The sequence below is a fragment of the Sphingobacterium sp. SG20118 genome (assembly GCF_044740685.1).
In the GTDB taxonomy this organism is placed as follows: domain Bacteria; phylum Bacteroidota; class Bacteroidia; order Sphingobacteriales; family Sphingobacteriaceae; genus Sphingobacterium.
In genome coordinates this window covers 3,308,278-3,332,389 of sequence record NZ_CP172826.1, presented here as the reverse complement: position 1 = coordinate 3,332,389, position 24,112 = coordinate 3,308,278, and the positions used below count along the sequence as shown (strand labels likewise).

22 protein-coding genes are annotated in these 24,112 nt (G+C 36.5%); 11 read left to right on the top strand and 11 right to left on the bottom strand.

What is annotated here, in order from left to right:
* Positions 1-7 precede the first annotated feature (7 nt).
* The 3 genes from ACFX5U_RS15475 to ACFX5U_RS15465 all read right to left on the bottom strand — a co-directional run bounded on the left by ACFX5U_RS15475 (position 8) and on the right by ACFX5U_RS15465 (position 1,744).
* The gene (locus ACFX5U_RS15475) at positions 8-553 is read right to left on the bottom strand and encodes a YceI family protein (RefSeq protein ID WP_400261314.1); all 546 of its coding nucleotides are present in this window, start codon (positions 551-553) and stop codon (positions 8-10) included.
* A gap of 103 nt (positions 554-656) precedes the next feature.
* Positions 657-1,070: a DoxX family protein gene (locus ACFX5U_RS15470; protein ID WP_400261313.1), complete on the bottom strand. Its 414-nt coding sequence runs from the start codon at positions 1,068-1,070 to the stop codon at positions 657-659.
* A gap of 86 nt (positions 1,071-1,156) precedes the next feature.
* On the bottom strand, positions 1,157-1,744 hold the full coding sequence (locus ACFX5U_RS15465; protein ID WP_280566190.1) for a Crp/Fnr family transcriptional regulator: 588 nt from the start codon (positions 1,742-1,744) through the stop codon (positions 1,157-1,159).
* Between the two features lie 397 nt (positions 1,745-2,141).
* Here ACFX5U_RS15465 and ACFX5U_RS15460 point away from each other — a divergent pair, with 397 nt between their 5' ends.
* From ACFX5U_RS15460 to ACFX5U_RS15435, 6 genes are all read left to right on the top strand, one after another.
* Positions 2,142-2,828, top strand: a complete 687-nt coding sequence (locus ACFX5U_RS15460; RefSeq protein ID WP_400261312.1) for an SDR family oxidoreductase — start codon at positions 2,142-2,144, stop codon at positions 2,826-2,828.
* A 273-nt stretch (positions 2,829-3,101) separates the two neighbouring features.
* Positions 3,102-3,263 (top strand): hypothetical protein, encoded by a 162-nt coding sequence (locus ACFX5U_RS15455; protein ID WP_400261311.1) that lies wholly within the window; start codon positions 3,102-3,104, stop codon positions 3,261-3,263.
* Positions 3,264-3,526: 263 nt separating this feature from the next.
* Positions 3,527-5,893 (top strand): ABC transporter permease, encoded by a 2,367-nt coding sequence (locus tag ACFX5U_RS15450; RefSeq protein ID WP_400261310.1) that lies wholly within the window; start codon positions 3,527-3,529, stop codon positions 5,891-5,893.
* Positions 5,894-6,632: 739 nt separating this feature from the next.
* Positions 6,633-6,920: a hypothetical protein gene (locus tag ACFX5U_RS15445; RefSeq protein WP_400261309.1), complete on the top strand. Its 288-nt coding sequence runs from the start codon at positions 6,633-6,635 to the stop codon at positions 6,918-6,920.
* Entirely contained in the window at positions 6,917-8,008 is a 1,092-nt protein-coding gene (locus ACFX5U_RS15440; protein ID WP_400261308.1) for a hypothetical protein, read from the top strand. The genes ACFX5U_RS15445 and ACFX5U_RS15440 overlap by 4 nt, the downstream gene beginning before the upstream one ends.
* A gap of 14 nt (positions 8,009-8,022) precedes the next feature.
* Positions 8,023-8,202: a hypothetical protein gene (locus ACFX5U_RS15435; RefSeq protein WP_400261307.1), complete on the top strand. Its 180-nt coding sequence runs from the start codon at positions 8,023-8,025 to the stop codon at positions 8,200-8,202.
* A gap of 358 nt (positions 8,203-8,560) precedes the next feature.
* Here ACFX5U_RS15435 and ACFX5U_RS15430 read toward each other — a convergent pair whose 3' ends face one another.
* Positions 8,561-10,120: a Fic family protein gene (locus tag ACFX5U_RS15430; RefSeq protein ID WP_400261306.1), complete on the bottom strand. Its 1,560-nt coding sequence runs from the start codon at positions 10,118-10,120 to the stop codon at positions 8,561-8,563.
* 49 nt (positions 10,121-10,169) lie between these two features.
* Here ACFX5U_RS15430 and ACFX5U_RS15425 point away from each other — a divergent pair, with 49 nt between their 5' ends.
* Positions 10,170-10,478, top strand: coding sequence for a hypothetical protein (locus tag ACFX5U_RS15425; RefSeq protein WP_400261305.1), 309 nt, complete (start codon positions 10,170-10,172; stop codon positions 10,476-10,478).
* Positions 10,479-10,640: 162 nt separating this feature from the next.
* On the opposite strand, the gene ACFX5U_RS15420 is transcribed toward ACFX5U_RS15425, so the two are convergent.
* The 4 genes from ACFX5U_RS15420 to ACFX5U_RS15405 are packed head-to-tail and all read right to left on the bottom strand — an operon-like array spanning position 10,641 to position 12,908.
* Entirely contained in the window at positions 10,641-11,306 is a 666-nt protein-coding gene (locus ACFX5U_RS15420; RefSeq protein WP_400261304.1) for a DUF6624 domain-containing protein, read from the bottom strand.
* Positions 11,307-11,332: 26 nt separating this feature from the next.
* A complete protein-coding gene (locus ACFX5U_RS15415) occupies positions 11,333-11,899 on the bottom strand; it encodes a helix-turn-helix domain-containing protein (protein WP_400261303.1) in 567 nt (188 codons plus the stop codon).
* The gene (locus ACFX5U_RS15410; protein ID WP_400261302.1) at positions 11,900-12,247 is read right to left on the bottom strand and encodes a type II toxin-antitoxin system HigB family toxin; all 348 of its coding nucleotides are present in this window, start codon (positions 12,245-12,247) and stop codon (positions 11,900-11,902) included.
* Positions 12,248-12,293: 46 nt separating this feature from the next.
* On the bottom strand, positions 12,294-12,908 hold the full coding sequence (locus tag ACFX5U_RS15405; protein ID WP_400261301.1) for a helix-turn-helix domain-containing protein: 615 nt from the start codon (positions 12,906-12,908) through the stop codon (positions 12,294-12,296).
* 865 nt (positions 12,909-13,773) lie between these two features.
* Here ACFX5U_RS15405 and ACFX5U_RS15400 point away from each other — a divergent pair.
* The 4 genes from ACFX5U_RS15400 (at position 13,774) to ACFX5U_RS15385 (ending at position 21,503) form a co-directional block, all read left to right on the top strand.
* A complete protein-coding gene (locus tag ACFX5U_RS15400) occupies positions 13,774-14,439 on the top strand; it encodes a hypothetical protein (protein ID WP_400261300.1) in 666 nt (221 codons plus the stop codon).
* 250 nt (positions 14,440-14,689) lie between these two features.
* Entirely contained in the window at positions 14,690-18,925 is a 4,236-nt protein-coding gene (locus tag ACFX5U_RS15395; RefSeq protein ID WP_400261299.1) for a SusC/RagA family TonB-linked outer membrane protein, read from the top strand.
* 87 nt (positions 18,926-19,012) lie between these two features.
* The gene (locus ACFX5U_RS15390; RefSeq protein ID WP_400261298.1) at positions 19,013-20,296 is read left to right on the top strand and encodes a RagB/SusD family nutrient uptake outer membrane protein; all 1,284 of its coding nucleotides are present in this window, start codon (positions 19,013-19,015) and stop codon (positions 20,294-20,296) included.
* A gap of 1 nt (position 20,297) precedes the next feature.
* On the top strand, positions 20,298-21,503 hold the full coding sequence (locus ACFX5U_RS15385; protein WP_400261297.1) for a TlpA family protein disulfide reductase: 1,206 nt from the start codon (positions 20,298-20,300) through the stop codon (positions 21,501-21,503).
* Positions 21,504-21,551: 48 nt separating this feature from the next.
* Here ACFX5U_RS15385 and ACFX5U_RS15380 read toward each other — a convergent pair whose 3' ends face one another.
* The 3 genes from ACFX5U_RS15380 to ACFX5U_RS15370 form a co-directional block, all read right to left on the bottom strand.
* Positions 21,552-21,764 carry a hypothetical protein gene (locus ACFX5U_RS15380; RefSeq protein WP_400261296.1) on the bottom strand — a complete coding sequence of 71 codons (213 nt, stop codon included), beginning with the start codon at positions 21,762-21,764 and terminating at the stop codon, positions 21,552-21,554.
* 969 nt (positions 21,765-22,733) lie between these two features.
* The gene (locus ACFX5U_RS15375; protein ID WP_400261295.1) at positions 22,734-23,327 is read right to left on the bottom strand and encodes a hypothetical protein; all 594 of its coding nucleotides are present in this window, start codon (positions 23,325-23,327) and stop codon (positions 22,734-22,736) included.
* A gap of 464 nt (positions 23,328-23,791) precedes the next feature.
* Complete coding sequence (locus ACFX5U_RS15370) at positions 23,792-24,043, bottom strand: hypothetical protein (protein WP_400261294.1); 252 nt, start codon at positions 24,041-24,043, stop codon at positions 23,792-23,794.
* Positions 24,044-24,112 lie beyond the last annotated feature (69 nt).

Genomic DNA, 24,112 nt, shown 5'->3' with positions numbered 1-24,112 from the left:
CTTTAAATTAAACTTGTTTTATAATTTGTACTTCGGCACTCAATTTCACTTCATCGCTTACCATTACACCTCCTGCTTCCAGAGTTGCATTCCAGTTTAAACCCCAGTCCTTGCGGTTGAACTTTCCACTTACTGAAAAACCTGCTTTTTCATTACCATAAGGGTCTTTTATAAATCCTCCGAAATCAACATCCAACACCAACTCTTTGTTTATTCCTTTAATAGAAAGCATTCCTTTCAATTGATAATTTTCTTCGTCAAGCTTATTCAATTCGGTACTTTCAAACGTGATTTTGTTGTAGGTTTCGGTATCGAAAAAGTCAGCGCTTTTTAAATGTGCATCCCGGTCTGCATTATTCGTGGAAATGGAATCGGTATCAATAGTGACGGAAATTTTGGCATTACTAAAATCTGAACCATTACTTTCAACTGCGACATTAAAATTTTGGAATTCGCCCTTTATGTTTGTAATCATCAAGTGCCTAACTTTAAAAATTAATTCGCTATGTGCGGGATCCAGTACCCATGTTGTTTTTGTTTCTGTAGTTTTCATTATTATCTGTTTTTAATTTTTTAATCTATGTTTGTGTTTGTTATATCAAAGGTCGGGTATATAAAAATCAAACCAGTTAACCTATGTTAACAAAGGATAGGACCTATCTTTTAGCAGTCACTAAGCTATCTAATGAGTATTTTCCACTTCCAGTGAGTAATAACATGATATAGACAAGCAAGTAATGTAATCCCATTTCCTGTTTGGCAAAGGGGTCAGCACCGTGGACTATAAAAACAGCTACTAACATGGTAATGATGAGCGGAATAACGGCTACCCTAGTTCCAAGTCCAAGTAAGATAAGAACGGAACATCCCATTTCAGCGAAAATGGCGAGCGCTAAGCTCATTTCTGTTCCTAAGCCAATGAAATCCATAAATTGGACCGGTGTTTCGTTAAAAAGTGCGATTTTAGAAATGCCATGAGTAAGCATTAATATGGCAATACTGATACGAGCCAAAAGTATGGCTATATCTACATGTTCAGATGAGCGGCTTACGCTAAATATTTTTTTCATTACAGAATGATTTAAATTATTAATATCTGCAAATTTCGAAAAATGATAGGCGGTTTCCGTTCACATAGGTTAAGAAAAACTTTTATCTACATTTCATAGATCACCTCTTTTCGGATGCGGCTTAGTGATTGGGCAGCAATCCCAAGGTAGGAGGCTATTAGATATTGTGGGATACGCTGAATGAAGTGCGGAAACAATTGTGAAAATTCCAGGTAACGGTGTTTAGCATCTTCACTGGTGGTTTTGGCAATGCGGTAATGCAAAGTGGCAAGTGAGTTCTGAAGTAGAATACGAAAAAAGCGGTCGAAAAGGGGATGGCATCTGCACAGTTTTTCAAAGTTTTCCTTATGAAGAAGCAATGCTCTAGTGGGTTCTAGGGTTTCTATATTGAATACTGCAGGTTTGTTGGTGAAATAACTGGAGGCATCAGTGATCCAGTAGTTTTCTATGGCAAATTGAATGGCATTCTTATCACCCTTTTCATTTATAAAGTAAGAATAACAGGAACCTTGTAGAATAAAGTATTGATATTTACAGGTTTTTCCTGCTTCTGCCAAGAACCTCTTTTTATCAAATGATTTTTCAAAAGTAAGCTCCATAAACTGCGCAAGCAACTCGTCAGAGATTTTTTCCCCTAATGTTGTTTCTATGTTGTTTCTAATCAATTCTTCCATGATCTTTTTTACAGCAAGTAAAATACGTAATTTATCTTAAATAAGCTCCAATAAACGATCCAAATCTCTTGCATCAACTCCTAAAAGTACAAGTGTTGAATTACTGTCAAATCCTTCTTGAAGATAGCTACAACGCAAACAAATAGTAATACTTAATTGTAGTGAATAAGTAATAGTTTATTTTAAGTAATTTAAGTTACCGAAACCCAATTATTGAGCAGCGTTTTTATGAACAAAATTAATGGGAACCAAAGTAATACGAGCAGGAGAAAGTATACATACTATAATATTATGAGCAGATTAGAAAATAAAGCGATCATCATTACCGGCGCGGCAATGGGACTTGGTTTGGCAGCAGCATTAGAAACTTGCTTCAAGAGGGGCAAATCTTACACTTGTGGATTACAATGAACAAAGTTTGATGCAGGCCAAAGACGAAATCAACAAAAAATTTCCGGACAGTAAAATTGTTACTGTTGTTGCAGATGTTTCAAACGAAGATGCGGTAAAAAATTATGTAGATGAAACAGTAAAAGCTTTTGGCCGCATCGATGGTCTTTACAATAATGCAGGTATTGAAGGTAAACAGGCAAGTATTACGACGTATGATTTAAACATTTTTAAAAAGGTGATTGATATCAACCTGATGGGTGTATATTATGCTATGCGCTACGTTATTCCTGTTATGCAGAAACAAAAATATGGACGTATCGTAAATGTAGCTTCAGTAGGTGGCATTCGTGGGGTTTTGAATCAAATGCCCTATGTTGCCAGTAAACATGCGGTTTCGGGTATGACAAAAAATGCAGCACTTGAATATGGAAGGGATGGAATCAACACCAATGCCATTGCACCTGGTGCAATACTTACACCAATGGTTGCCGAAGCTTTCAAACAGGTTAATCCGGATGACCCCAAGGCGGCAGAAACAGAATATGCTCAACATAATCCTACCAAACGATTGGGATTACCACATGAAGTAGCTAAACTGGTCGCATTTCTTTTAAGTGAAGATGCATCCTATGTTAATGGACAAACCATTGCCGTAGACGGTGGAGAGTCCAATGTTTATGGAAACGTTTAAGACCGGAGCTTCTTTTCCATACAAATTAAGTTTAAAACTATTTTCAGAAATTGGGACCACGGAAACCGATGTTACTTGGCTGTTTTATTATCGGTTTAGGTATTTTGCTAACTAGTTTTACCTTTCTCTTGGCTCAACAATACATCATTACAGCCTTTATTGGTTTCACCCTTTTTGGGATAGGATTAGGTTTTTATGCTAACCCCTCCACGGATGCGGCTTTAAGCAGTGTCCCCTGATAGCAAAGCTGGTACGGCGTCTGGGATATATAAAATGGCCTCTTCTCTGCGTGCGGCTTTTGGCGTTGCCATCTCGGCCGCCATATTTTATGGCCTTAGTCATATGATGGGAGGAATTGGAAAGTGCCTTATGTTTTTTGGTTCGTTGGTGGAACAGATCATGAAACATATCGGGAAGCCAAAAAGAACAACCTGATAAATTCTGCGGAAGGAGTCCGTATTACTTTCATTACCAGTCTATCCTATTCTATATGATAATCGATGTTCGTTTCCGAACAATCGATGTTCGGAAACGTACACTTTTACTCATAATTTTATTTTTAATATTCTTGTAATTAGTGAGTTGTGGTTTTGGCTATTGTTTTGCCAGCATGGAACTGTAATTATTACTGAATACTATCCATAAGAAATTATTAACCTGATTAACCTGTGTGGAACAAGGATAAAATATAGACCATTATGATAAGACACTACTTTAAAATAGCCAAGCGTAACCTATGGAGAAATAAGGGGTACTCCGTATTGAATATTGGAGGTTTGGCAATCGGAATGGCGGCAGCTATATTGATCTTATTATGGATTCAAAACGAAGTAAGCTTTGATAGATTCCATACCAAGCGTGATCGGTTGCATATGGTAGGCACCAACGTCGACCTTAATGGTGAGATCAACACGATGTTTTTAACACCAAAACCGTTGGCTCCGGCGCTAAAAGCAGAGTTTCCCGAAATAGTAAATGTCAGCCGATATTCGGATGTGGGAAAGATGCTATTGACTGCCGACAGTAAAAAGCTTAAGGGACATGGTGTATTTGTTGATTCGGCATTTCTTCAGATGTTTGACTTCCCTTTGGTTAGAGGAAGCGAAAAGCAAGCGTTGGTTAATCCTACAGATATCGTTATAACGGAATCATTGGCCAAGCGCCTGTTCGGCTCGGATGATGTCATCGGAAAAACGGTGAAGCTTGAGAATGCCGATCCAGCTATTATAACAGGAGTGATGAAAGACACTCCAAAAAATACGCGTTTCAACGAAGCTGAATTTTTCATGCCCTGGAGCTATATGGAAAAAAAAGGAGAGTCGGATGAGCATTGGGGAAACAATACCGTCATTACCTATCTTGAACTTGCGCCAGGAGCCTCCTTTGCCACAATCAATTCAAAAATTCAAGATATTACGACCAAACATCTAGAGGGGAAAGGGGATTCGAAATTATTCCTTCAAGCCCTCCCAGATTGGTGGCTGTACACGAAATTTGTCAATGGAGAAATGGTCGGAGGAAAGATCGATATGGTTAAGGCCTACCTGTATATTGCCGGATTTATTTTATTGATTGCCTGTATTAATTTTATGAATTTGAGTACTGCCAGTAGTGAGAAACGTGCAAAGGAGGTTGGGGTACGTAAAGTCGCTGGAGCCTATCGCTATTCCCTTATTTTACAATTTCTTTGTGAGGCGATCATGATGGCATTTATAGCTGGCGCATTAGCACTTTTAATGGTATGGTTATGTCTGCCGGCGTTTAATGAGCTGTTAGACCGGAAGGTAATGATTGATTTTACACAACCTGTTTTTTGGATTTCTTTCTTCGGATTTATCCTTATCACCGGATTATTGGCAGGTAGTTATCCCGCTTTTTTTCTTTCCTCTTTTCAGCCTGCAAAGGTATTGAAAGGAACATTTAAAAACAGCAATGCCACCTTTAGCCCAAGAAGATTGCTCGTTGCGATTCAATTTACAGTAGCCATTGCCTTAGTAATATGTACGCTCATTATCCAACGACAATTGGAGTTTGGAAGAGATCGCGAAAATGGATACAATAAGAATAACCTCATCTATCTTTATGAAGAAGGAGCCATTAAGAAGAATATGGCATTAATCAAACATGAATTACTTAGTAGCGGTGTTGCCGAATCAGTTACCCGAACGAGCTCACCACTTACAGAAAATTGGAGTAGCACTTGGGGGTTTGGTTGGCAAGGTAAAGATCAAAATGATAAGATTATCTTCGATATAATTTCTGCTGATGATCAATTTGTCAAGACTGCTGGGTTGTCACTAGTGAGCGGTAGAGATTTTGATATTCAAAAATATGCTTCTGATTCCGCTGCGGTTATACTCAATGAATCTGCGGTGAAAGCTATGGGATTTAAAGACCCACTGGGGCAGCTCGTCCAGCAGCATGGCCGAGATTGGAAAGTTGTGGGTGTAGTAAAGGATTTCATATTAAATTCTCCGTTTGAAGCGATTCCTCCCATGGTTATTTTGGGTGCAAAAGGTTGGTTTAATATCGTGCATATCAAATTTAATCCTTCTTTGACAACCTCAGCAGCACTGGAACGTACAGAAGCCATATTTAAAAAGTATAATTCCGAATATCCATTTGAATATACCTTTTTAGACGAAGCTTATGCTCAGAAATTTACAGATACACAGCGTTATGGTGTTTTGGCAGGATTGTTTACGATGATCACCATTACGATCTCTTGTTTAGGTCTGTTTGCACTATCGGCATTTATGGCAGAAAATCGCAAGAAGGAAATTGGAATACGCAAGGTGCTCGGAGCCTCCGTATTTTCTATTGCGAGGTTACTATCCCTTGAGTTCGTTATATTGGTTTTAGTCTCCTGTTTGATTGCTTTCCCGATCTCGTATTTGTTTACAGAGCGTTTCTTTCTCCAAATGTATACCTACCGAGTACCAATTGGTTGGAGTGTTTTTGTATTATCGGGAACGGGCATATTAGTATTGGCACTCATTACGGTGAGTACACATGCCATCAAAGCAGCGCTGTCCAACCCGGTCACATCATTGAAAGACGAATGATGCTCAGACTTGGTCTTGAAAAATAGAAAATCGCTAAAGCTATAGGCATTTTCATAGCTGCAACTGGAAAAACAATAATAGTATCTTATAATAAGATATATTGAACCAACTGGGATGACCAGTTGGTTTTTTTAATATATTGAGTTCGCGGACCCTTCATTAGAACTAACTATTTATAATTGCCAATTATAATTGGAATTAGCGTGTGCCCAAGAATGTGAATTAGCAAGAACTCATTATTCATTTTGGCATTTGATACTATCATTTCCTGAAATCTGTTAAACGTCAAATTTGAAGCAGGTTAGTATACTTGAGCGCTACATCTACCAATAAATACCAACGCCTAGCACGGTAATTTTTATTCAAATTTCTTTTTTTTGAAAATTGCAATCTAGGCATATCTTAACTCATAATATTTTGAAAATCTCCTTTTATGGATAGATAGAGCCTTTTTTTCCTTTCTTTACGGTTTCCCGTATACTAAGCTCGATATGATTATTTATTATTGTGTGAATATGCAGATTACACAACTATTTTACTTTTTTATACCGTAGGTGATTTCGATACGGTTATACTGTTGTAATGAGATTCTAACTAAATCATGAATAGAGTCCCTATTACTGTTGTCATGCACTACCAATTACTACGCCTTTTATATGTGATTCTCTTTGCAGAGAAGAAATAAACATTGACTAGAAAAATTATTTAACATTAATGAAATAATCATTATAAACCAAACATGAAAATACAATTAACAATACTTTTGCTCGGACTAGGTCTGATCGGATGTGAAAAAGAGACACAATTAAGTTCAGAAAAAAATGACGATTTAGTTGAGGTAAACGGTAAAGTATACTCTATTAAGCAAACTCAAGCAAGAATGGGATACTTCTTACACATTGATAAGGATGAATTCACATTTAATAGAGATAGTTTAGGTTTTGAAAGAATAAACTCAAGTGGAATCTATAAAATAGAGACATTCGTTGAATCTTTGAATATAATGGAAGAGAGGAATATATTATGAGATTAATACTAATTGTTACATTGTTTTTAAATTTTATATTTTCAAGTGTATCAGCTCAATCGAATGATGATTCAGGAAATTTAATTTACCCTTATAATTTTAACATTACCAATACAGCTTTGAATAATGGGAAGATTCCATATAATTCAAATAATATAAATATAATTAATAGAACTATAAGTGGCACTTTAGGAATAACTGTAACTCAGCTATATTCTACATATTTTTCCGATATACAAACTTCAATTGCTTTAATAAATTCGAATAATGAAATTATAAAAGTTACTGCAGGTCCTTCATTTAATAAAAATGATTTTATAACTAATGGAGTTTTTTTCCCATCATCACAAGTAAAGAATTTTTCAATTGAGTTTGATGCACAGCTTCAGTTAAATCCTGGATATAAAATTGCTTTATTATATAAGTACTATTTCAATGCTAGTGTTGGTCTACCAAATCAAACAACTTCTGGATGGTCTCCTAAAGTAACACATAATAGAGATTGGTTTTATCACAATAAAACTTTCTCTTTTATTGATACTTATATACCTCCAAGTGTTACAACCACAATAACAGGACCATCTTCAATCTGTTCTGACGGTACCTACATAATAACTAACTCAGGAACGATTACTTTAGAAAATGCATCTGGTATAGCTACTCTTACAAAAATTAATGGCAACTCATATAAAGTAAGTAGAGTAGGAACCTCTAATGGCACTGTTTCCCTTCAATCCACTACCGGTACTAAAATCACCAAAAAAGATATTTTTATTGGAACCAAGATAGATGGGTATATTGAGGGACCAGCTACAATGAGACCTGGATTAACTTATGAATTTAAACTTATTCTAAATGATAACATTGCTAATTATAGTAACATTGAGATAGGGCAGCCTAGTGGAACGACACTTGTTTCTAAGACCACAACTACTATAAAAGTTAAAGTGCTTTCAAATTTTGCGTTTTCTCCAGGAGAAAACGAACATATAGTGACAGTTACGGCTAATGCAAATGTAGGTAATTGCGGTAATGCATCTATATCAAAGCCTGTTACTGTATTTGACCCTCGAATACCTATTAATTGAACAAAATAAACTTAATGATACAGAGTCCAGTTTCTATTGCTGCAATTTATATTGTAGATAAAGCCTATTTATTCGATAATTCTTGTGAAACAATGGTACTTATCGCGGAGGTCATCAAGGGGCAGTTGGAAATTTTAGTGCCAGGACATAAACTACCAAGTTGGTTTATTGAACACGTTGTTAATAAATTATAGAAATAGCATTTCAAACACATTGTATTATCGTATCTATTTAGCTGTAGTATACTCATTACGGTAAGTACACATGCTATCAAAGCAGCGCTGTCCAACCCGGTCACATCATTGAAAGACGAATGATGCTTGAGGTAGGTGCTGACAAAGAGAAAATGGCTAAAGCTATAGGCCTTTTCATTGCTGCAACTTGAAAAGTTATAAGTAAGATCTTATAATAAGATATATTGAACCAACTGGGATGACCAGTTGGTTTTTTAATATATTGAGTTCGCAAACCCTTCATTATCTATGAAAACAGTGATTTTAATTGAACACTCAAGTTAAAAATCTCCTTATTTATATCAATAAGGATAAAGATTTATGAAGGCAAAGTGGCCTCTTGTTCACCATTCATGCTTTTTCGTACCAAATCTCCCAAAAATAAAGCAAATGGTTCGATATTGTTTTCAACGCTTGCTTGTTCAAGAGCCTCCATATAAATTTTGCGGCTTTCTACAGGTATAACTGTCCATGGATAACCACCTGAAGCAAGCATAGTATTCATTAAAAAACGTGCCATTCGACCATTTCCATCCATATATGGATGTATAAAAACAAAAATAAAGTGCCCCAAAACTACACGTACAGAAGCTTCCGATTCTTGTTCCAGTAATTCAAATATTACCGGCATAGCATCTCTCATAGCGTCCACATTTAAGGGTAGATGCTTAGAGTTTCCAATATAGACCTGATGGTTTCGGTATCCTGCAAGGTCGGATGCTTTGAGTATTCCAGCAGTTACACTAGGGTCGAAGAGCTCTCTATACCATTTTCCATGATCTTTATCGACTTCAATGCCCGCATTTTTACCATCTAATATAGCTTCTATAGTTTCTTTCACTGACTGGAATGTTAGGTAATACCCTCTTGCGGCCATTGCGTCACGCTGCTTAAGGTCCTCTTTATTCTCTTTTGTATTCCATTCGCCTGAGCTTACTTTCGCAATTAGCTCTGGAGTTACACGGTAACGTTCAATCGATAAGGAATGGTAGGCGTCCATCACATAAATATCCTCAATTGCTTTTAGATATGCTTTTTTATCACCCGAAATACCTGGAGCTGGAGGAAACGATGATATCACTACTTTTCGCATTTCTGACCACATTAGCTTAATACGGTTTGCATAGGGTAATCTTTCCCTGCTGGAAAAGTTTAAATCTAATTTACTTTCAAAGGGATCTTCCTCGCGAATATCATAGTCAGCTTGTTTAAAGGTATCAATGATCTGATCAGCAATTTTATTACGGCCAATGTTTCGGAATGCACCTGCTAAACGACCTGCTATTGTAGTGTGTCCATTCTCTAAAAGAATCGGTAATACCTCGGATGCATCCCGTATCAGTGATAAAGCAGTTCGCATATCAATCGGATTATGGATGTATAAACTTGGAGTTGCATAGACTAATGCCGACGGAAGATCATACATGATGAGTCCTTTATCTGTCGTAAAGCTGTATTCCGACAACAGTAGTTTTCTTCGTAAACTGAATAATGAAGTATTATGGGGGAATGAAATAGCGCTATTATTTCCTTTTGGGGACAAAATAATTAATTGTTGTGGTACGGCGCGATTACCAGCGTGAATTAATAAAGAATGGTCGGCAGACAAGCACCAATTATTATCATATTTATGTTTGATGAATTTTGCAACAAAATCCCAGTAAGAAGTGTACCAAGAAGTTGTCTCCCCATCCTTTTCATTAGGATTTGATGAAATGTACCATCCTTTACTCACATCCTTTAAGAAACCTTTTTTAATAAGAATTTCTCGATATTTTCGATTTGGTAAATCATTTGTATGGATACCAACTATACCCTGATCTTGCAATTTTTTCAAATGTTGTAAGGCCTCTACAAATCTTTCTTTAGGTGTAGCCATTTTATGTTACGCTTTTCTAATATTAATATAGTAAAGTTAGTAAATAATTGTGGTAATCTTATTGAATACTGTTGTGGTAATCTTATTGAATGCTGTTGTGGTAATCTTATTGAATTATGTCGTGGTAATCTTATTGAATGCTGTCGTGGTAATCTTATTGAATGCTGTTGTGGTAATCTTATTGAATGCTGTTATTCTTTGTAATTACTTTCAACATCCTTTTAAGTTTTCAGATATTATACCAATAAAAAAGGGAATCCAACAATTTGAAGGTTTTACAAACATCGACTTAATCACCTTTGTAAATGATGACGGCAACTGGAAAGTATCTCATCCATCAATTTGTACGAGTAAGTAAAGTTCATATATTTTCCATCTATTCCACTTTACCAACATTGCTAATCTTTGTTCGGTAATTACATTTGGAGCAGTGCGTATTCCGTCCCAACTTGAAGTTCCATTTTGGAATATCAAGTTTTTAAACAAAGAGTTAGTTAGGTCTTATATTAGATATTTTCAACTATTTCAATCTTTTTACAGCTTCCTTTATCTCAGGTAAATCCATTTTATACTTTTCTAAATCCCATCCGGGCAGGTATTTATCCATTGGAGGGAGTCCCATAGATACTCGGCGGCTTTCAAGATTATCAACATCAACTATTGGGTAGAGGAATTTTTTTTTAGTTGTTTTGTCAGTAAACCCTTGACTGCCATATAGCTGATCTTCACCTTTGCGGACTGCAATTCTATCTTTCAATATCGCTAGATTACTTGAAAGTGTTTTACCATCTTTCTCAGCTTTCTCAATCATAGGAAAGTATTTTTCTTGTGTAGCTAGATTTGCATGCTGTATTACTAGAAATAAACCCTGACTAGCAAACATCCCTACATCTTGAGGACCAAGCCAGCCTTCATTATCAAGTAGTGTTGTCACTATTATGAGATTGAGAGAATCGACCTTTCTCATATTACTTCTTGTTACCGATAACTGTTTTTCATCAGCACCATTTTGCGCCAATTGTATGTATTGTTTTCTGGATTCTTGATCTTTAAAAAAAACAGAGTCAAGTTGTAATGCTATATCCTTTCTGAATTTGGTACTGTCAATATCAAATTGAGAAACTTGAGCATAAGATTTTAAAATACCTAAGTAGCTAATAATTAATATGAATAGTGCTTTTCTCATCAAGTTTTATAATTTGGTTTTTCTGTTTACTCAATAGACATTACAAGGTCATCGCTACTGAGTTTTATATTTGGTTTATTTAAGGTATTCACAGCATTTTTCACACGCATCTGTTCTTCTTGAGATAGAAAATTTGGAACTAAAATATTTAAGTCAATCTTTAAAAGACGATTGATTATCACGAGATCTTTAAGAGTAAAAGGTGTGATACCATTGATCAATTCTGACATGTGTGTTTTGCTTTTATGCCCCAAAATTGTAGCTAAATTTTCTTGCGTTAGTTCTAACTTCTTAAGTTTTTTTCGTATTTCTTGCTTTCTGTTATCGATAAATAATCTTTCAAATTCCGCAATGCGTTCGTAATTATCACTTTCAGCTAGTTTTTGATCGCTAATATTATTGACATCGTTCCACTCGACATTTTCATAAGCTTCAATCAAATCACGTAACTTCGATCTCAAATTTTTAAAATGAACACTTTCCTTAGATAGCAATCTTAGTTTTCTGTCAGCTACCAAAGCTCTTTCATAATCCAATTCATTAGATATTGAATTACTCTCTACTAACTTTTCAATGTCAAAATGTGTTTTCATTTAGTCTATGTAGTTTTTAGTTCGAAGCCATTTTTCAATGGTCGATTTGTTGTTTTTGAATGTTTCATCATATTCTTGATGCGTACCAGCCCACATGATAGTGGCTTCTCCTTCATCGTCCAGCTCAATTAATATAAGTATCCTATGAATGTGAATGTCAAAGAAATAAAAGCCATCATTATGTACACAGTCAGCATCAGGTCTTAAATCTTTGATGGTTTGTTTAGTTTTGTATGGTTCAAATAATTCTAAGACATCAATTAATTTATCGATTTCTTGGCAAAGTAATTTATTGCCAATATTCTTCTTTTTACACTTTAGAAGTATTTTCTTTCCTATAATTCTCATAAGAATCTATGCAAATATACAACAAAAGTTCGGAATTTATCCGAACTTACGATTTATACTTTTCATTATCTGGTGATTCAAACGGTACGACCAATGCTAAGATTTCTTCATCGGATAGAGTAGCGTATTTGCCCTTAAAATCTTTATGAATGTAGTAATTCACACCCTTTATAGGCCGTATTAAAACAATACTTTCATTTCGAGGTGCTTTATTCAGTAAACTTGTGATTTCACTTGGATTTCTTTTCCATAAGGAAGGAGTCATATGGGTCAGAAGATTTTTTGCAGTATTTGGTTGGTTTAAGCTTCCTTCTTTTATTAATCGGTTAAGTTCATTGGCTAGTGCATGATTCTTATCTTTAGTTTTGACACCAGTAATTTTTCTTTTTTCGATTAAATCTTTTGTTAGTTCATCTAAATCCGTGAAATTAGGAAGAGGGAAATTTGGATTAGCTAAATTATAATATGTAACATTAAATATACTACCTATTTTTATCATCTTGTCAATGGTTAGTCCAACATTACCGCTGATTATTTCTGTTACATTTTTAATGCTTGAATTAAGCAGTTTTGCCAAGTCATTTTCACTTAATCCAGATGCATCAAGATATTTTTTAACTTGTTTGCCAAATTCAACTTTGTACTCCATTTCTGTCTTCATAAAAATAGTTTGGATTATTTTGTTTAATCTATTTGTTTTACTATATTTGTTTAAGCGATTTAATTATCACGGCTAATAGCCTTGATGAACGATGTTTTTTCATACCAAAAGACCAAATTACCAATGAAGAAACCGTGAAATCGCCCTATGCTTAAAAAGTTTATTATCTTTACTTAAAGTTATAGGGTGCTTCTCACGTGAACTTCAGATGGTAACTATAAAGAAATTTATAGTAGGGTTGGTCCCCTTGGTTCTGAAGTTGTGAGGACACCCTTATTTATTTTATAAGTGGTTCTTAATCTTCAATAAAATCAACGTTCATTCATAAACAAATAAATTATGAGAACGATTAAAAAACCAATTCAAAGCCCCATTTACCGGATCGAAGATCAGATGAGTAGGTTTTACTGCTCATCACCGCCAAAGAACACCATCTTTCCACCTGAATGAAGAATTCTTGGAAATAAAAACCAAAAAGGGGCAAGAGCAGATTGCACTTATAATTGTATATAACCGTACAAATGATAAACCCTGATTACGGTTTTTACCGATTCATGCTATAGCAATTCCTTATTTAGTTAATAATTCTAAAAATGCTCTTTCAAGCGTCAGACACTTTAAAAGTAGCACTAAAGAATTAGATTACCAAATATTCTAATGCAATATGGTATAGTTTATCTATACTTCTGTGAGTGGTTTTTTATTTATTATTATGAAATGCAATACCGATAGCCAATTATAACACGTAACGAAGACGTACAATTGCATTTTTTCCATCTTATTTATTAACTATTGATCGGTTGAAAAGGGAGCATAGTGCCTAATTTTTCAGCTCCTAATTCGCGTTCAATTAAACATTAGTATCATGCAAAAATCTTGCGCAAGGGATAGTTACGCACTATCCACAGGGGAAGATATGTCTTTTGTTTTGAGCGAAAAAACGGTTCCAATTAATAAAAAACCAGTTATGATAACAGATTTACAAGAACGATATTTTAAGGAACTGAGGTTTGATGTCGTGAAGGGGCTATCTCCAAAATCATTGCAGTATGTCATGGGCGAGCGCCCAATACAACCCTATTATTCGCTGTTGATAGACTTGTTGGAGACTTCGGATTCATTCAGTATGGTCGTGCGCAATGACAGTACCGATGTACTGCGGATATCCTTGATCAGTATGGAGCTCTATGAGATTTACCTATTTGCGTTAGGCTTGCCGGCAGACTTTCCAACCAAACAGATATTAGTGCTTGGTGAGGAGCGCGAAAAGTTGGTGCCCAATGATAAATTGGTAAAAACGCCATGCTATTGCTATGAACTGGCTGTACCTGCTAAAACAGAGCGCGAAGAATACCGTCAGCGGATATTGAACGATATGAACAAACACTTTCAGTTAGATGTAAGAGTCGAGAAATTGGCCGTTGTTCAAGGCAGTCGACCAGTTTTGACCAATGATAGCGAATCTGTCGAGCTGATTTGGGAGGAGCAGTTGATGATGATCATAAAGTCTAATAAGGTTAATCCTTCTTGACCATGATAAGACAGACAAAAGTTCCGCCTTAATTAGGTAGGGTTGCAAGTCATCAAGGATGACTTTATATCGATGAAAGCGTGCTGATAACCAATTATGATAAATTAACGACAGACGTATAACGCTTTTCGATTCCATCACTTTATTATAGCCTGAGCGCAAGCTTATGGACACCTGATTAGCTTCGATTGGAAGCTATCTTGGATGTCTATTGCCATCAGGTAAACGCCAAATTTAACCTTGCGAAAAAATGAATAATTTTTACAGGGGTGGGAGAGTACATGCCTATTTTAAGGGTATTCTCCAATCCATTAATAACCTAAAAAACAGGTGCAGTAAGCTAGGGATAACACGTCGATATCCTACAGTTGAATATGCTCTTGAAAATAATATTGCACATGCAACTAGTGTGTGTTTTATCAGTCAATATTCCATCGATGAAAGTTCGTCTATTATTGGGGACAGCTGTGTACCTGAGCTGGGATTGGGTCGCCATTCGTTTGGCAGTTCTTCGGCAGTTGTTCGGCAGTTTCCCGAAGCCCAGTCGAAGCGGAGTCGAACAACACCCGAACAAGTGTCGAAGCGGTCTCGAACAAGTGTCGAAGGACACTCGAACAAACCTCGAACAGGAGCCGAAGAAAAGGTAGAGAAACATCCGAGTACGGCAGTACTTCAAGATTTCAAGAGTGGAGCCAGTGACCGGCCGATGTTTTGCTTTTCGGGGAGCAAGCAGGCATCAAACTCGGGTCAGCTTCGTACTGTATTCGTACCAGCTTCGGAGAATATACGCCCTGCTAAATACCTTTTAATTACCTTCCAATTACCTTTTCTTGGGCAGCCGATGTTTGGGAGATGTGCCGGAGGTGTGCAGGAGATGGGTGAGGTACGAAGCGGGTTAGAAGCAAGTACGAACCCGGTACCGAGAATGTACTGTTTAGGTACCGTTAGTTCACGGGAAAGGTACCGAAAAGGTACTGGGAGTGTACTACGAAGCTACTGGAGAGGTACCAAAGAGGTACTAAGAAGCTACTGGAAAGGTACGGGGATTAGTACCATCGGAGTGTCTTCTGCTCGGGAATCAGATAGTTCGAGCTTTAAGGGTGCGTTATCTCAAATAAGCTCTTTTAAGGCTTCTAAGTTTTTAAGTCAAGTATTTACTCATACCGAGCGTGATAATTCTTTAAGGCGCTTAAAACTCAATTCAAACTTGACACAAAGGGTCGATCAGGCTATTGGAAATAAGTGTATTGCCCGTTTGTTTGGTTCGACAAGATTTTCGATTGCATCGATTTTACTGCTGTTGCTGACGTTCGGAATGGCATCCAGCCAAGCTCAGAGCAAGCAGGGTTACGTACTGCAGGGAACAGTGGTATCCGCGGTGGACAATAAACCCTTGCAAGGCGTATCCGTACGCGTAGAAGCAGAGAATATCAAAATCTCCACCAAGAAAGACGGTTCGTTCAGCATACCCGTAGCAAACCGAAAAGGGAAGGTCAAATTCACTAATGTCGGTTACAAAACAGTGGAACAGGAATATACCTCCAGTGTGATATTGTCTGTGCAACTATATGCTTCGGATAATCAACTTGATGAAGTCGAAGTGGTCTCGACTGGATACCAAAAAATCCCAAAAGAAAGAGCAACAGGAAGCTTTGAAGTTATTGGGAATAAAGAATTAAATATCGGAAAATCTACCCATTTTATCAACAGATTAGAAGGCTTATCACCATCAATACGATTTGAAAAGCGTGTTCCAAATGTTAAACCTGAAGAGCAGATTTTTCAAAGAGGGAATTCCACATTTTTAGGATCATGGAGTCCACTGATAATTCTTGATAATTTTCCCTATGAGGGCGATTTGACAAATATAAATCCAAATGATATTGAGAGTGTTACGATATTGAAAGATGCTGCTGCTGCATCAATATGGGGAACAAGATCAGGAAGCGGAGTGATAGTTTTAACTTCCAAATCAGGAAGTAAACTGGAGCGTATACGATTGGAAATGAGTTCTAATATTCAAATAGGACAAAAACCTGATATCTACAAATTACCTTTTATGTCGAGTAAGAGTTTTATTGAGTCGGAAGAGTTTCTATTTGAAAATAAGTACTACGATTGGATGATTAATTATCCGGACTATACGATATCACCGATTGTTAACTTACTGGATCAGCTCCGTTCTGGAAAAATTGATAGACCTACATATGATAGTGAAAAAACTGAATATGAAAAAAATGATGTCCGTGATGATTACATGAAACATGTGTATCAAAATAGTGTAACGCAACAATACTATACTAGTATGGCGTATGGGGGGAAGAAAATGGATTCCAGAATCAGCTTGGGCTTTGATCGCACTTTGGAAAATTTAAGGAATAATAACATCGATCGTATAAGTGCCAAATATGTGTCAACGATACGTCCTTCTGATCGTCTTTCAATAGATTTTAATGCGGGATTTTCGGACAATGGAAAGAAAACTCAAGGCGATGCCTCTAAGGTGGGGTATGGGTCCTTGTATTCGGGGGCTGGAAAAACCTTTTACCCTTATGTCCGTCTTGTTGACGATAATGGTGTAGGAATTAATCTAGAAACCGTTACTTTTCGAAAGTCTTATATTGACACTCTAGCGGGGGCAAGACTCTTTCCGGAGCATTATAATGTCAAAAATGAACTGTCTGCCAGTGAAAATCGGATTCATGTCACTGACGCGACATTGAGCATTGGTGCTCAGTATAAATTGAGTAATGCATGGCGAATCAATGCATCTTATCAGTTTCAACGCTCATTGAGCAAGATGACCGATAATGAATCTATAGACTCATATTATGCTCAACATTACATTAATTTATATACACAATTTACACCGAATGCACTGACCTACAATGTCCCGGTTGGTGATATCTACACACGTAGAATAAGTGATTTATATTCGCATTATGTCAGGACGACCACAACATTTGAAAAGGAATTGGGCCCCGGTCTTTTAAATGTTCTTGGTGGTGTTGAAATGAAAAGTATGGATAACCGGATTGAAGGTTATAAACTGTATGGATATAACGCTGATAGAATTGAATTTAGCCCTGTCGATTATAAATCTAGTTTTCCATTGCTCAATGGTCTTCAAGGCCGAGATCATATTTTTAATGGCAATAAATTGGAAGAATATAAGCAACGCTTTTTTTCCGTCTTCATGAACGGATCTTATATCGTTAATGATAGATATATTCTATCAGGAAGCGTGCGACGTGATGCCGCTAATCTTTTTGGCGTTTCTGCAAATAATAAGTGGCAACCACTTTGGTCGGTCGGTGCTGCATGGGATATCAGTAAAGAGTCTTTCTCTCCCACAAATATCTTTTCTTATTTAAAAGTTCGAGGCACATATGGTGTAAATGGAAATATAACAACTCAAATATCAGCTTATCCAACAATTGCCTATGATGGTATTTTCCCATACACCGGATATACAAATGCTTACATGATGAATCCGCCAAATCCAGACTATCGTGCCGAACGTGTGGAGATTTTTAATGCAGGATTAGACTTCGCAACAATAAATAGGAAATTGAATGGAAGTTTGGATTTTTATGTGAAAGGTGCAAATGATCTTGTTGCGCTGGCTAATATTGACCCGACAACTGGTTTTTACACTCAGGCGGTAAACATTGCTAACTTCAAAAATAAAGGAGTGGAATTGAATTTAGAAAGTGAAAACATGTCATTTGGCGAATTTAGGTGGAATTCAAATTTGATTTTTACTTACGGTCGGAGTATCGTGACCAAGTATAACTATGAGCATGAAAGTGTCTCGAATTATATGTGGACGACAACAGCTCCTAATCCTGTAGTTGGTAGAGATCTATATGGGTTGTATTCATTTCAGTTTGCAGGATTGGATCATCAGACTGGGGCTCCTTTGGGTTATTATAAGGGTGAAGTTTCTGATAATTACGGTGAGATAATGTCTGTTGGTATTGATGATGTGAAATATATGGGCCCCAGTCTCCCATTATATTCTGGTTTTTTAGCAAATACATTTTCGTGGAAATCCCTGTCTTTACGCGCTAGTATGCAATATAAATTTAAGTATTTCTATCGTCGTAGGAGCATCAATTATACTGGCCTTGCACAATATTGGCAAATGCAGGATGACTTTGATGACCGATGGGAGCAGCAGGGAGATGAAATGCATACGAATGTTCCAGCGTTTATTTATCCAATGAACTATCAACGTGATCAGTTCTATCAAAATACTGATGTTTTAATAGAACCTGCCGATCATATTCGATTGAAAGATATCAATCTAGAGTATGTTTTAGATATGAAATCAAATGGATTCAAATCAATGCATTTTTACTTGAACGCAGATAATCTCAATCTCGTTCTATGGCGTAAATCAAATTATAGTAATGATCCTGATTTCAATTTTCTTGTACCGACACCACGCACATTTACTTTTGGTGTAAAAGCGACATTTTAGAATTTTAATATTATGAGAAATTATACAATATATCAATTCTTGCTACTTGGCTTGATAATAGCATGCAATTTATCCTGTAATAAATTTTTGGAAACGAAGCCCGATACCAGATTGGCTATACCGAATACCTTTGAAGATTGTCAGGCTTTGCTGGATGGATACGGAACAGTTAATATGGGTTACCCATATGTAGGAGAACTTTGTGCCGATAATTTCTCCATAGCAGCCGATAGCTGGAATAGTTTAGGTGATTATGAGGATCGCATGCTTTATATATGGGATAAGGAAACGACTCCTATTATGACACAATGGGCTTCGCCCTATCAAACGGTTTATATAGCAAATCAGGTATTGTCCATTTTGAAGGAGCTGCCAAATGGTACTAGGCGCGAACAAATGGAAGGTGCAGCTTACTTCTATAGAGCTTATGCCTTGTTTAGTCTGGCGGAAATTTTCGCACCGATTCCGCTAAAAGATTGGTCAAATGCAGAAGCTACAGCCTTGCCTTATCGGACCTCACCTAACGTAGAGGATAAAAGTGTACGAGTTCCTTTAAAGGAATATTTTAATCTCCTATTGCATGACTTGGAACAAGCTGAAAACTTATTGCCTATAACTAATGGGCTAGCATCTAGACCTTCTAATACTGCCGTTTTAGCTCTACTTTCTAGGATTTATCTTTATATGCAGGATTATGATAAAGCCCTCTTTTACACTAATAAAGCTTTAGCGCAAAACAATAGCCTCATTGATTATAATAAGTTGATTACATATGAAGAGAGTCCATTTAAACAGTTTAATGAAGAAGTGATTTTTCAAGCTATTGCTACAGGGTCTTTTACATATTATTATACCGTTTGGAAGGTAGAACCTATGTTTTTTAATAGTTATGCTGAGAATGACTTAAGAAAGTCTGTATTATTTATGGATAATGGTGACGGTACATTTTCATTTAAGGGTAATTATGATGGCGAATTTAATCAGGCTCCTTTCAGTGGTCTGGCTGTCGATGAATTGTTTTTGACACAGGCAGAGTGCTTGGCTAGAACAAAAATGATCAAAGAAGCATTGATATCACTCAATAGTTTGTTGGGAAAACGCTTCAAGGCAGGGACTTTTCAACCCATTACGACACAAGAACCGAATCGGTTACTTCAAATTATTTTGGAAGAGCGAAGGAAGGAGTTGGTGATGCGACAAAGAAGATGGCCTGATTTAAAACGATTGAATTTAGAAAATCAAACTGCAACCACTTTGAAAAAGCAATTAGGGGATAAAGAGTATCAATTATTACCTAATGATTCTTTTTATACTTTTTTGATTCCTAAAGAAATCATTAATAACTCATCACTTTTACAAACTATTCGATGATATGAAATATTTACGATATATATTATACTTTTTTCCTATTGTTCTTTTTGCACAAGAGCGTCTAGTGGAAATAAATTCAAAAACTATCCATATAGGAATGCAGGCTCCTATAGATGCTATTGGTTTGACAGCAAACGGGAAACAAATAGGTGTGTTAAAAGAATTTCCAGAGGAGTTAATTATTTTGGATTTCATGAATACTTCCTGTACAAGTTGTATAGCAGCATTGCCTCTATTGAACAAGTTGCAACAGGAAAATAAGGGTAGATTAAAAATAATATCCATATCTAATGAGAAGAAAGATAGGGTAGAAGGTTTTAGTCGAAATAATGATGTCTTTAAAGCCAATAAATTAGATTACGTGGTAGAAGATACCGTTTGGGGAAAATTTTTCCCTCACCAGACGGTATCTCATATGGTCTGGATATTTAAGGGAATAGTAATCGCCATTACTTTCGCCGAATTTGTGAATCAAACTATGATTGATAAAGTATTGGCGGGAGGTCGCTTGGATTTACCTATAAAAGATGATTTTTTGGTATATGATTATACTGTACCATTGATTAAAAATCAGATTGGATACTTTTCGTTTTTGACAGGGTATTTGGAAGAGGCATATACCAGATTTGGTCAAGAAGCGGATAGTACACATCATTTTGTACGAGAATATATCGTAAATGCAGGTATTGTAGCTGCATTTTTATATTGTTATAGTAAAATATCGGCACTCCCCTATATGAAGGATAGTCGTATAATCGTTGAAAGGTCGGATAAGAAACGATTTGTGTTTGATAATGAACAGTCTGGATACCTAGAAATCTGGAAGCGTCGTTATGGAATGAGTTACGAAGCAAATTTTGACATGCATACTAATGAACAGGATAGAGCTCATGCTATGATCGCTGATATGGAACTTAAATTGGGAATTAAAACGGCTATTGAATCGAGAAGTGTAAAATGTTGGGTTGTAAAAGATGCTGTTCAACAGAAAGGTCAGCTTAATGAAGAAGGTCAGACCATTGCTGACTTTGCCTTTATGCTTGACTTGAACTCAGAAAGACCTCCAGTTGTAAACGAATCAATAAATAATAATAAGTACAGATTTGTGGGTTTTTCAGATTTTAAAGAATTACAGCATAATCTTAGAGATTTAGGCTTTTTATTGGTAGAGGAAGATCGACAGATTCCCTGCTTTATTCTAAAATAGATAAAAGGGCTACTTTAGGTAGCCCTTTTAAATAGATTCTGTGAAAATCTAAGTTTTTAATTTGACGTTCGTAGTGCTCGTTCTAGTATTTAAAGCTTGTAACATTTCATTCCGCAGAGCAGTTGAAATTGACGGAACACCAGTTGAGTTAGGTGCTTCAATGGTACAGATTTGATTACTTCCAGAGCAAGGAGCCGTTCCCAATGAGTAACTTGCAGGGTCACCTGGATTGTTCGGATTATTTAATTGAAAAGTTGGCATATCGCTATTATTTAATTTATAAAAATTTGATTTATTCTAGGCTACGATTTGGTGAATTATCAACTCAGCGTTTCGGCCTGCTGTGTTACTATTAACTATATGTCGTCATAAAGAAAATCAGCAGGTCTTAAAATAGTGTACCCGCCTGCCGGGGAAGATGGCGAATTTACGTGGATACCTCATTTTTATTGGCACGAACCAACTTTTAAAACTAAAATTTGAATACCTAACCAATATATAAACATGCAAAATTATGATCACCAGTATAGGACATGACAATACCGACTGGCCATGCAGCGCAGTGCGTAGGCACAGTTGCTGCTGCTTTATCCATTGGATAAGGCCTTGCATATGTGGTGTATTGGTCATGTTTGTTTTCATTGTGTATGCTAATTTTAAACTGTGCTTAAAAAATTCCCCAGCTCTTTTCGAGCTAGGGAATCATGACATTATTCAACTAAACGGGCCGACAACCATAACGATCCCATTTTACTGTTTCGAAGTGCTTACATCTTAAGAATAACAGCCATTCTGTATAGATGTAGAGCAATCTTCTTTTATTGATGATTTGAACTAAGACTAAGGTAAAGAGGATTTTGAAGGGAGCGTTAGCAGAAATCTTACATTTTTATTGTTACATCTGTTGCAATAAAAATGTAAGAAATGCGACTCTTTTATTGTTACAAGTGCGCATTTTTTATTACGATTCGATATAAAAATCCTGTTATGCAATAAATTTTACTTTGGAGATTGAAGTTTTTTAGATTTCTGGCTATTGCGGCATTGAGATTGTTGCTGAGCGGAATTCTGCGCGAAATAGGGTGGTTCGAAATTTTTACGCCTTCCTTCTTTGTTGTTATGTACTGTATCTTATGCGTAAAATAAGGATGAGATAGGGTATTGAAAAGATACGCTCTTTTGCTTTCGAATAACAAAAGAGCGTACCTTTTTGGGGCAGTGTATTACGGGCTACTTCTTCTTAAGAAAAGCGTAGGTCTGTCTAGTAAGGCCTACATGCATGGCTTTATAATGTAAAGAGGCAATACTGCAGAAAAGTCGGTTTTCCTTCTCAAACCGCATGATGCGATCCAGAGAGGGTTCATTGAGCAATTGGACCCGATGCTGATAGGCTTGCTCATTCTGCAGGATGACCTGTTCAATATCGGCAGATACTTCTGGAAATTCACTGCGAATGGTCAGCATATCTGGATAGCTAATGGATGTGACGATTCCGTCTTCGAGCATCTGTACATAATTGGTCCGATCGGTACCGTTCAACAGGCTAGATGCAAATAGGATAGCTTCTCTTTTCTTCCAGATCTGCGTTCCATAAGGAGCATCTCTGCTCTTGCTGTAGTAATAGCTGTGGACCATAGCTTGTGCAGAATACCAGATGCGCCCTTCATTGGCTGGTCCAGGCGATTCTAAATCTTGGAGTTTTAGAGCCGATTGGATGGTGAACATGGGGGCTATACGCTCAAACAATAATTGCTCGCGATCAGGAGTTAAATTGAGCATCTTCTTTATATAATGCTTGATCAGGTTATTCTTATGTTCCTTCATGACTATTGGTTTTTAAGGATTGACCTTGTATGATTTTGTGCTGTAGTTTAGGTCTTGCGTTTAAAGGATAGAAACGTGATTGATTTAAATTGTTCATAATAGTATTGGGTTAGTTATTGATTTAAACTAAGACTAAGATAAAGAGGAAAGTAGGAGGAGTGTGACCGCAAATGACCCATTAATTTTGCAACATATGTTGCAAAATTAATGGGTCATTTGCGACTCTTTTATTGTTACAAATGCGCATTTTTTATTGAATAATAATATAAAAATCTTATTACTCAATAAATGTCATTTTGAAGATGAAAGTTTTTTTGATTTCTGAATTTTTCGGCATTGCGATTGTGGCAAAGCGAAATTCTGCGTGAAATGGTGAGGCTTGAAAATTTTCTTTTGTCTACTCTGTTCAGGATTTTCGGTGTATTCCTTATTTTTTAGGTACTAAATCTTGTACCTATTAGCGTTCATAGATCATGGCGTAGGATGATGTGCTCTCTATTGCATCCATAGTATATCGCCATCGCTAATTCCTGTTTCATCATTCCATCAATGATTGGCAATTTATCAGCATCAAAATGGGCACGAATAGCATATATTTTCCCCGTAACCCTATTGGATGGTGGCTTGGTACCTTCTACATATAGGGTATATTGACTCGGGTCTGTTGGGTCCTGAGGAATACCTTGTTGTGGTGTATATAGATACCAATTTCTCATCGCGCAATGCTTTTACCTAAAGTCCAATCCCAGCTTACTCTATTATAGGGTTTTCAGCATCGCCCTTTT

Coding starts and splice junctions, on each gene's coding strand:
- ACFX5U_RS15475 (WP_400261314.1), bottom strand. CDS start 553: ATGAAAACTACAGAAACAAAAACAACATGGGTACTGGATCCCGCACAT.
- ACFX5U_RS15470 (WP_400261313.1), bottom strand. CDS start 1,070: ATGAAAAAAATATTTAGCGTAAGCCGCTCATCTGAACATGTAGATATA.
- ACFX5U_RS15465 (WP_280566190.1), bottom strand. CDS start 1,744: ATGGAAGAATTGATTAGAAACAACATAGAAACAACATTAGGGGAAAAA.
- ACFX5U_RS15455 (WP_400261311.1), top strand. CDS start 3,102: ATGGCCTCTTCTCTGCGTGCGGCTTTTGGCGTTGCCATCTCGGCCGCC.
- ACFX5U_RS15450 (WP_400261310.1), top strand. CDS start 3,527: ATGATAAGACACTACTTTAAAATAGCCAAGCGTAACCTATGGAGAAAT.
- ACFX5U_RS15445 (WP_400261309.1), top strand. CDS start 6,633: ATGAAAATACAATTAACAATACTTTTGCTCGGACTAGGTCTGATCGGA.
- ACFX5U_RS15440 (WP_400261308.1), top strand. CDS start 6,917: ATGAGATTAATACTAATTGTTACATTGTTTTTAAATTTTATATTTTCA.
- ACFX5U_RS15435 (WP_400261307.1), top strand. CDS start 8,023: ATGATACAGAGTCCAGTTTCTATTGCTGCAATTTATATTGTAGATAAA.
- ACFX5U_RS15430 (WP_400261306.1), bottom strand. CDS start 10,120: ATGGCTACACCTAAAGAAAGATTTGTAGAGGCCTTACAACATTTGAAA.
- ACFX5U_RS15420 (WP_400261304.1), bottom strand. CDS start 11,306: ATGAGAAAAGCACTATTCATATTAATTATTAGCTACTTAGGTATTTTA.
- ACFX5U_RS15415 (WP_400261303.1), bottom strand. CDS start 11,899: ATGAAAACACATTTTGACATTGAAAAGTTAGTAGAGAGTAATTCAATA.
- ACFX5U_RS15410 (WP_400261302.1), bottom strand. CDS start 12,247: ATGAGAATTATAGGAAAGAAAATACTTCTAAAGTGTAAAAAGAAGAAT.
- ACFX5U_RS15405 (WP_400261301.1), bottom strand. CDS start 12,908: ATGAAGACAGAAATGGAGTACAAAGTTGAATTTGGCAAACAAGTTAAA.
- ACFX5U_RS15400 (WP_400261300.1), top strand. CDS start 13,774: ATGCAAAAATCTTGCGCAAGGGATAGTTACGCACTATCCACAGGGGAA.
- ACFX5U_RS15395 (WP_400261299.1), top strand. CDS start 14,690: ATGAATAATTTTTACAGGGGTGGGAGAGTACATGCCTATTTTAAGGGT.
- ACFX5U_RS15385 (WP_400261297.1), top strand. CDS start 20,298: ATGAAATATTTACGATATATATTATACTTTTTTCCTATTGTTCTTTTT.
- ACFX5U_RS15380 (WP_400261296.1), bottom strand. CDS start 21,764: ATGCCAACTTTTCAATTAAATAATCCGAACAATCCAGGTGACCCTGCA.
- ACFX5U_RS15375 (WP_400261295.1), bottom strand. CDS start 23,327: ATGAAGGAACATAAGAATAACCTGATCAAGCATTATATAAAGAAGATG.
- ACFX5U_RS15370 (WP_400261294.1), bottom strand. CDS start 24,043: ATGAGAAATTGGTATCTATATACACCACAACAAGGTATTCCTCAGGAC.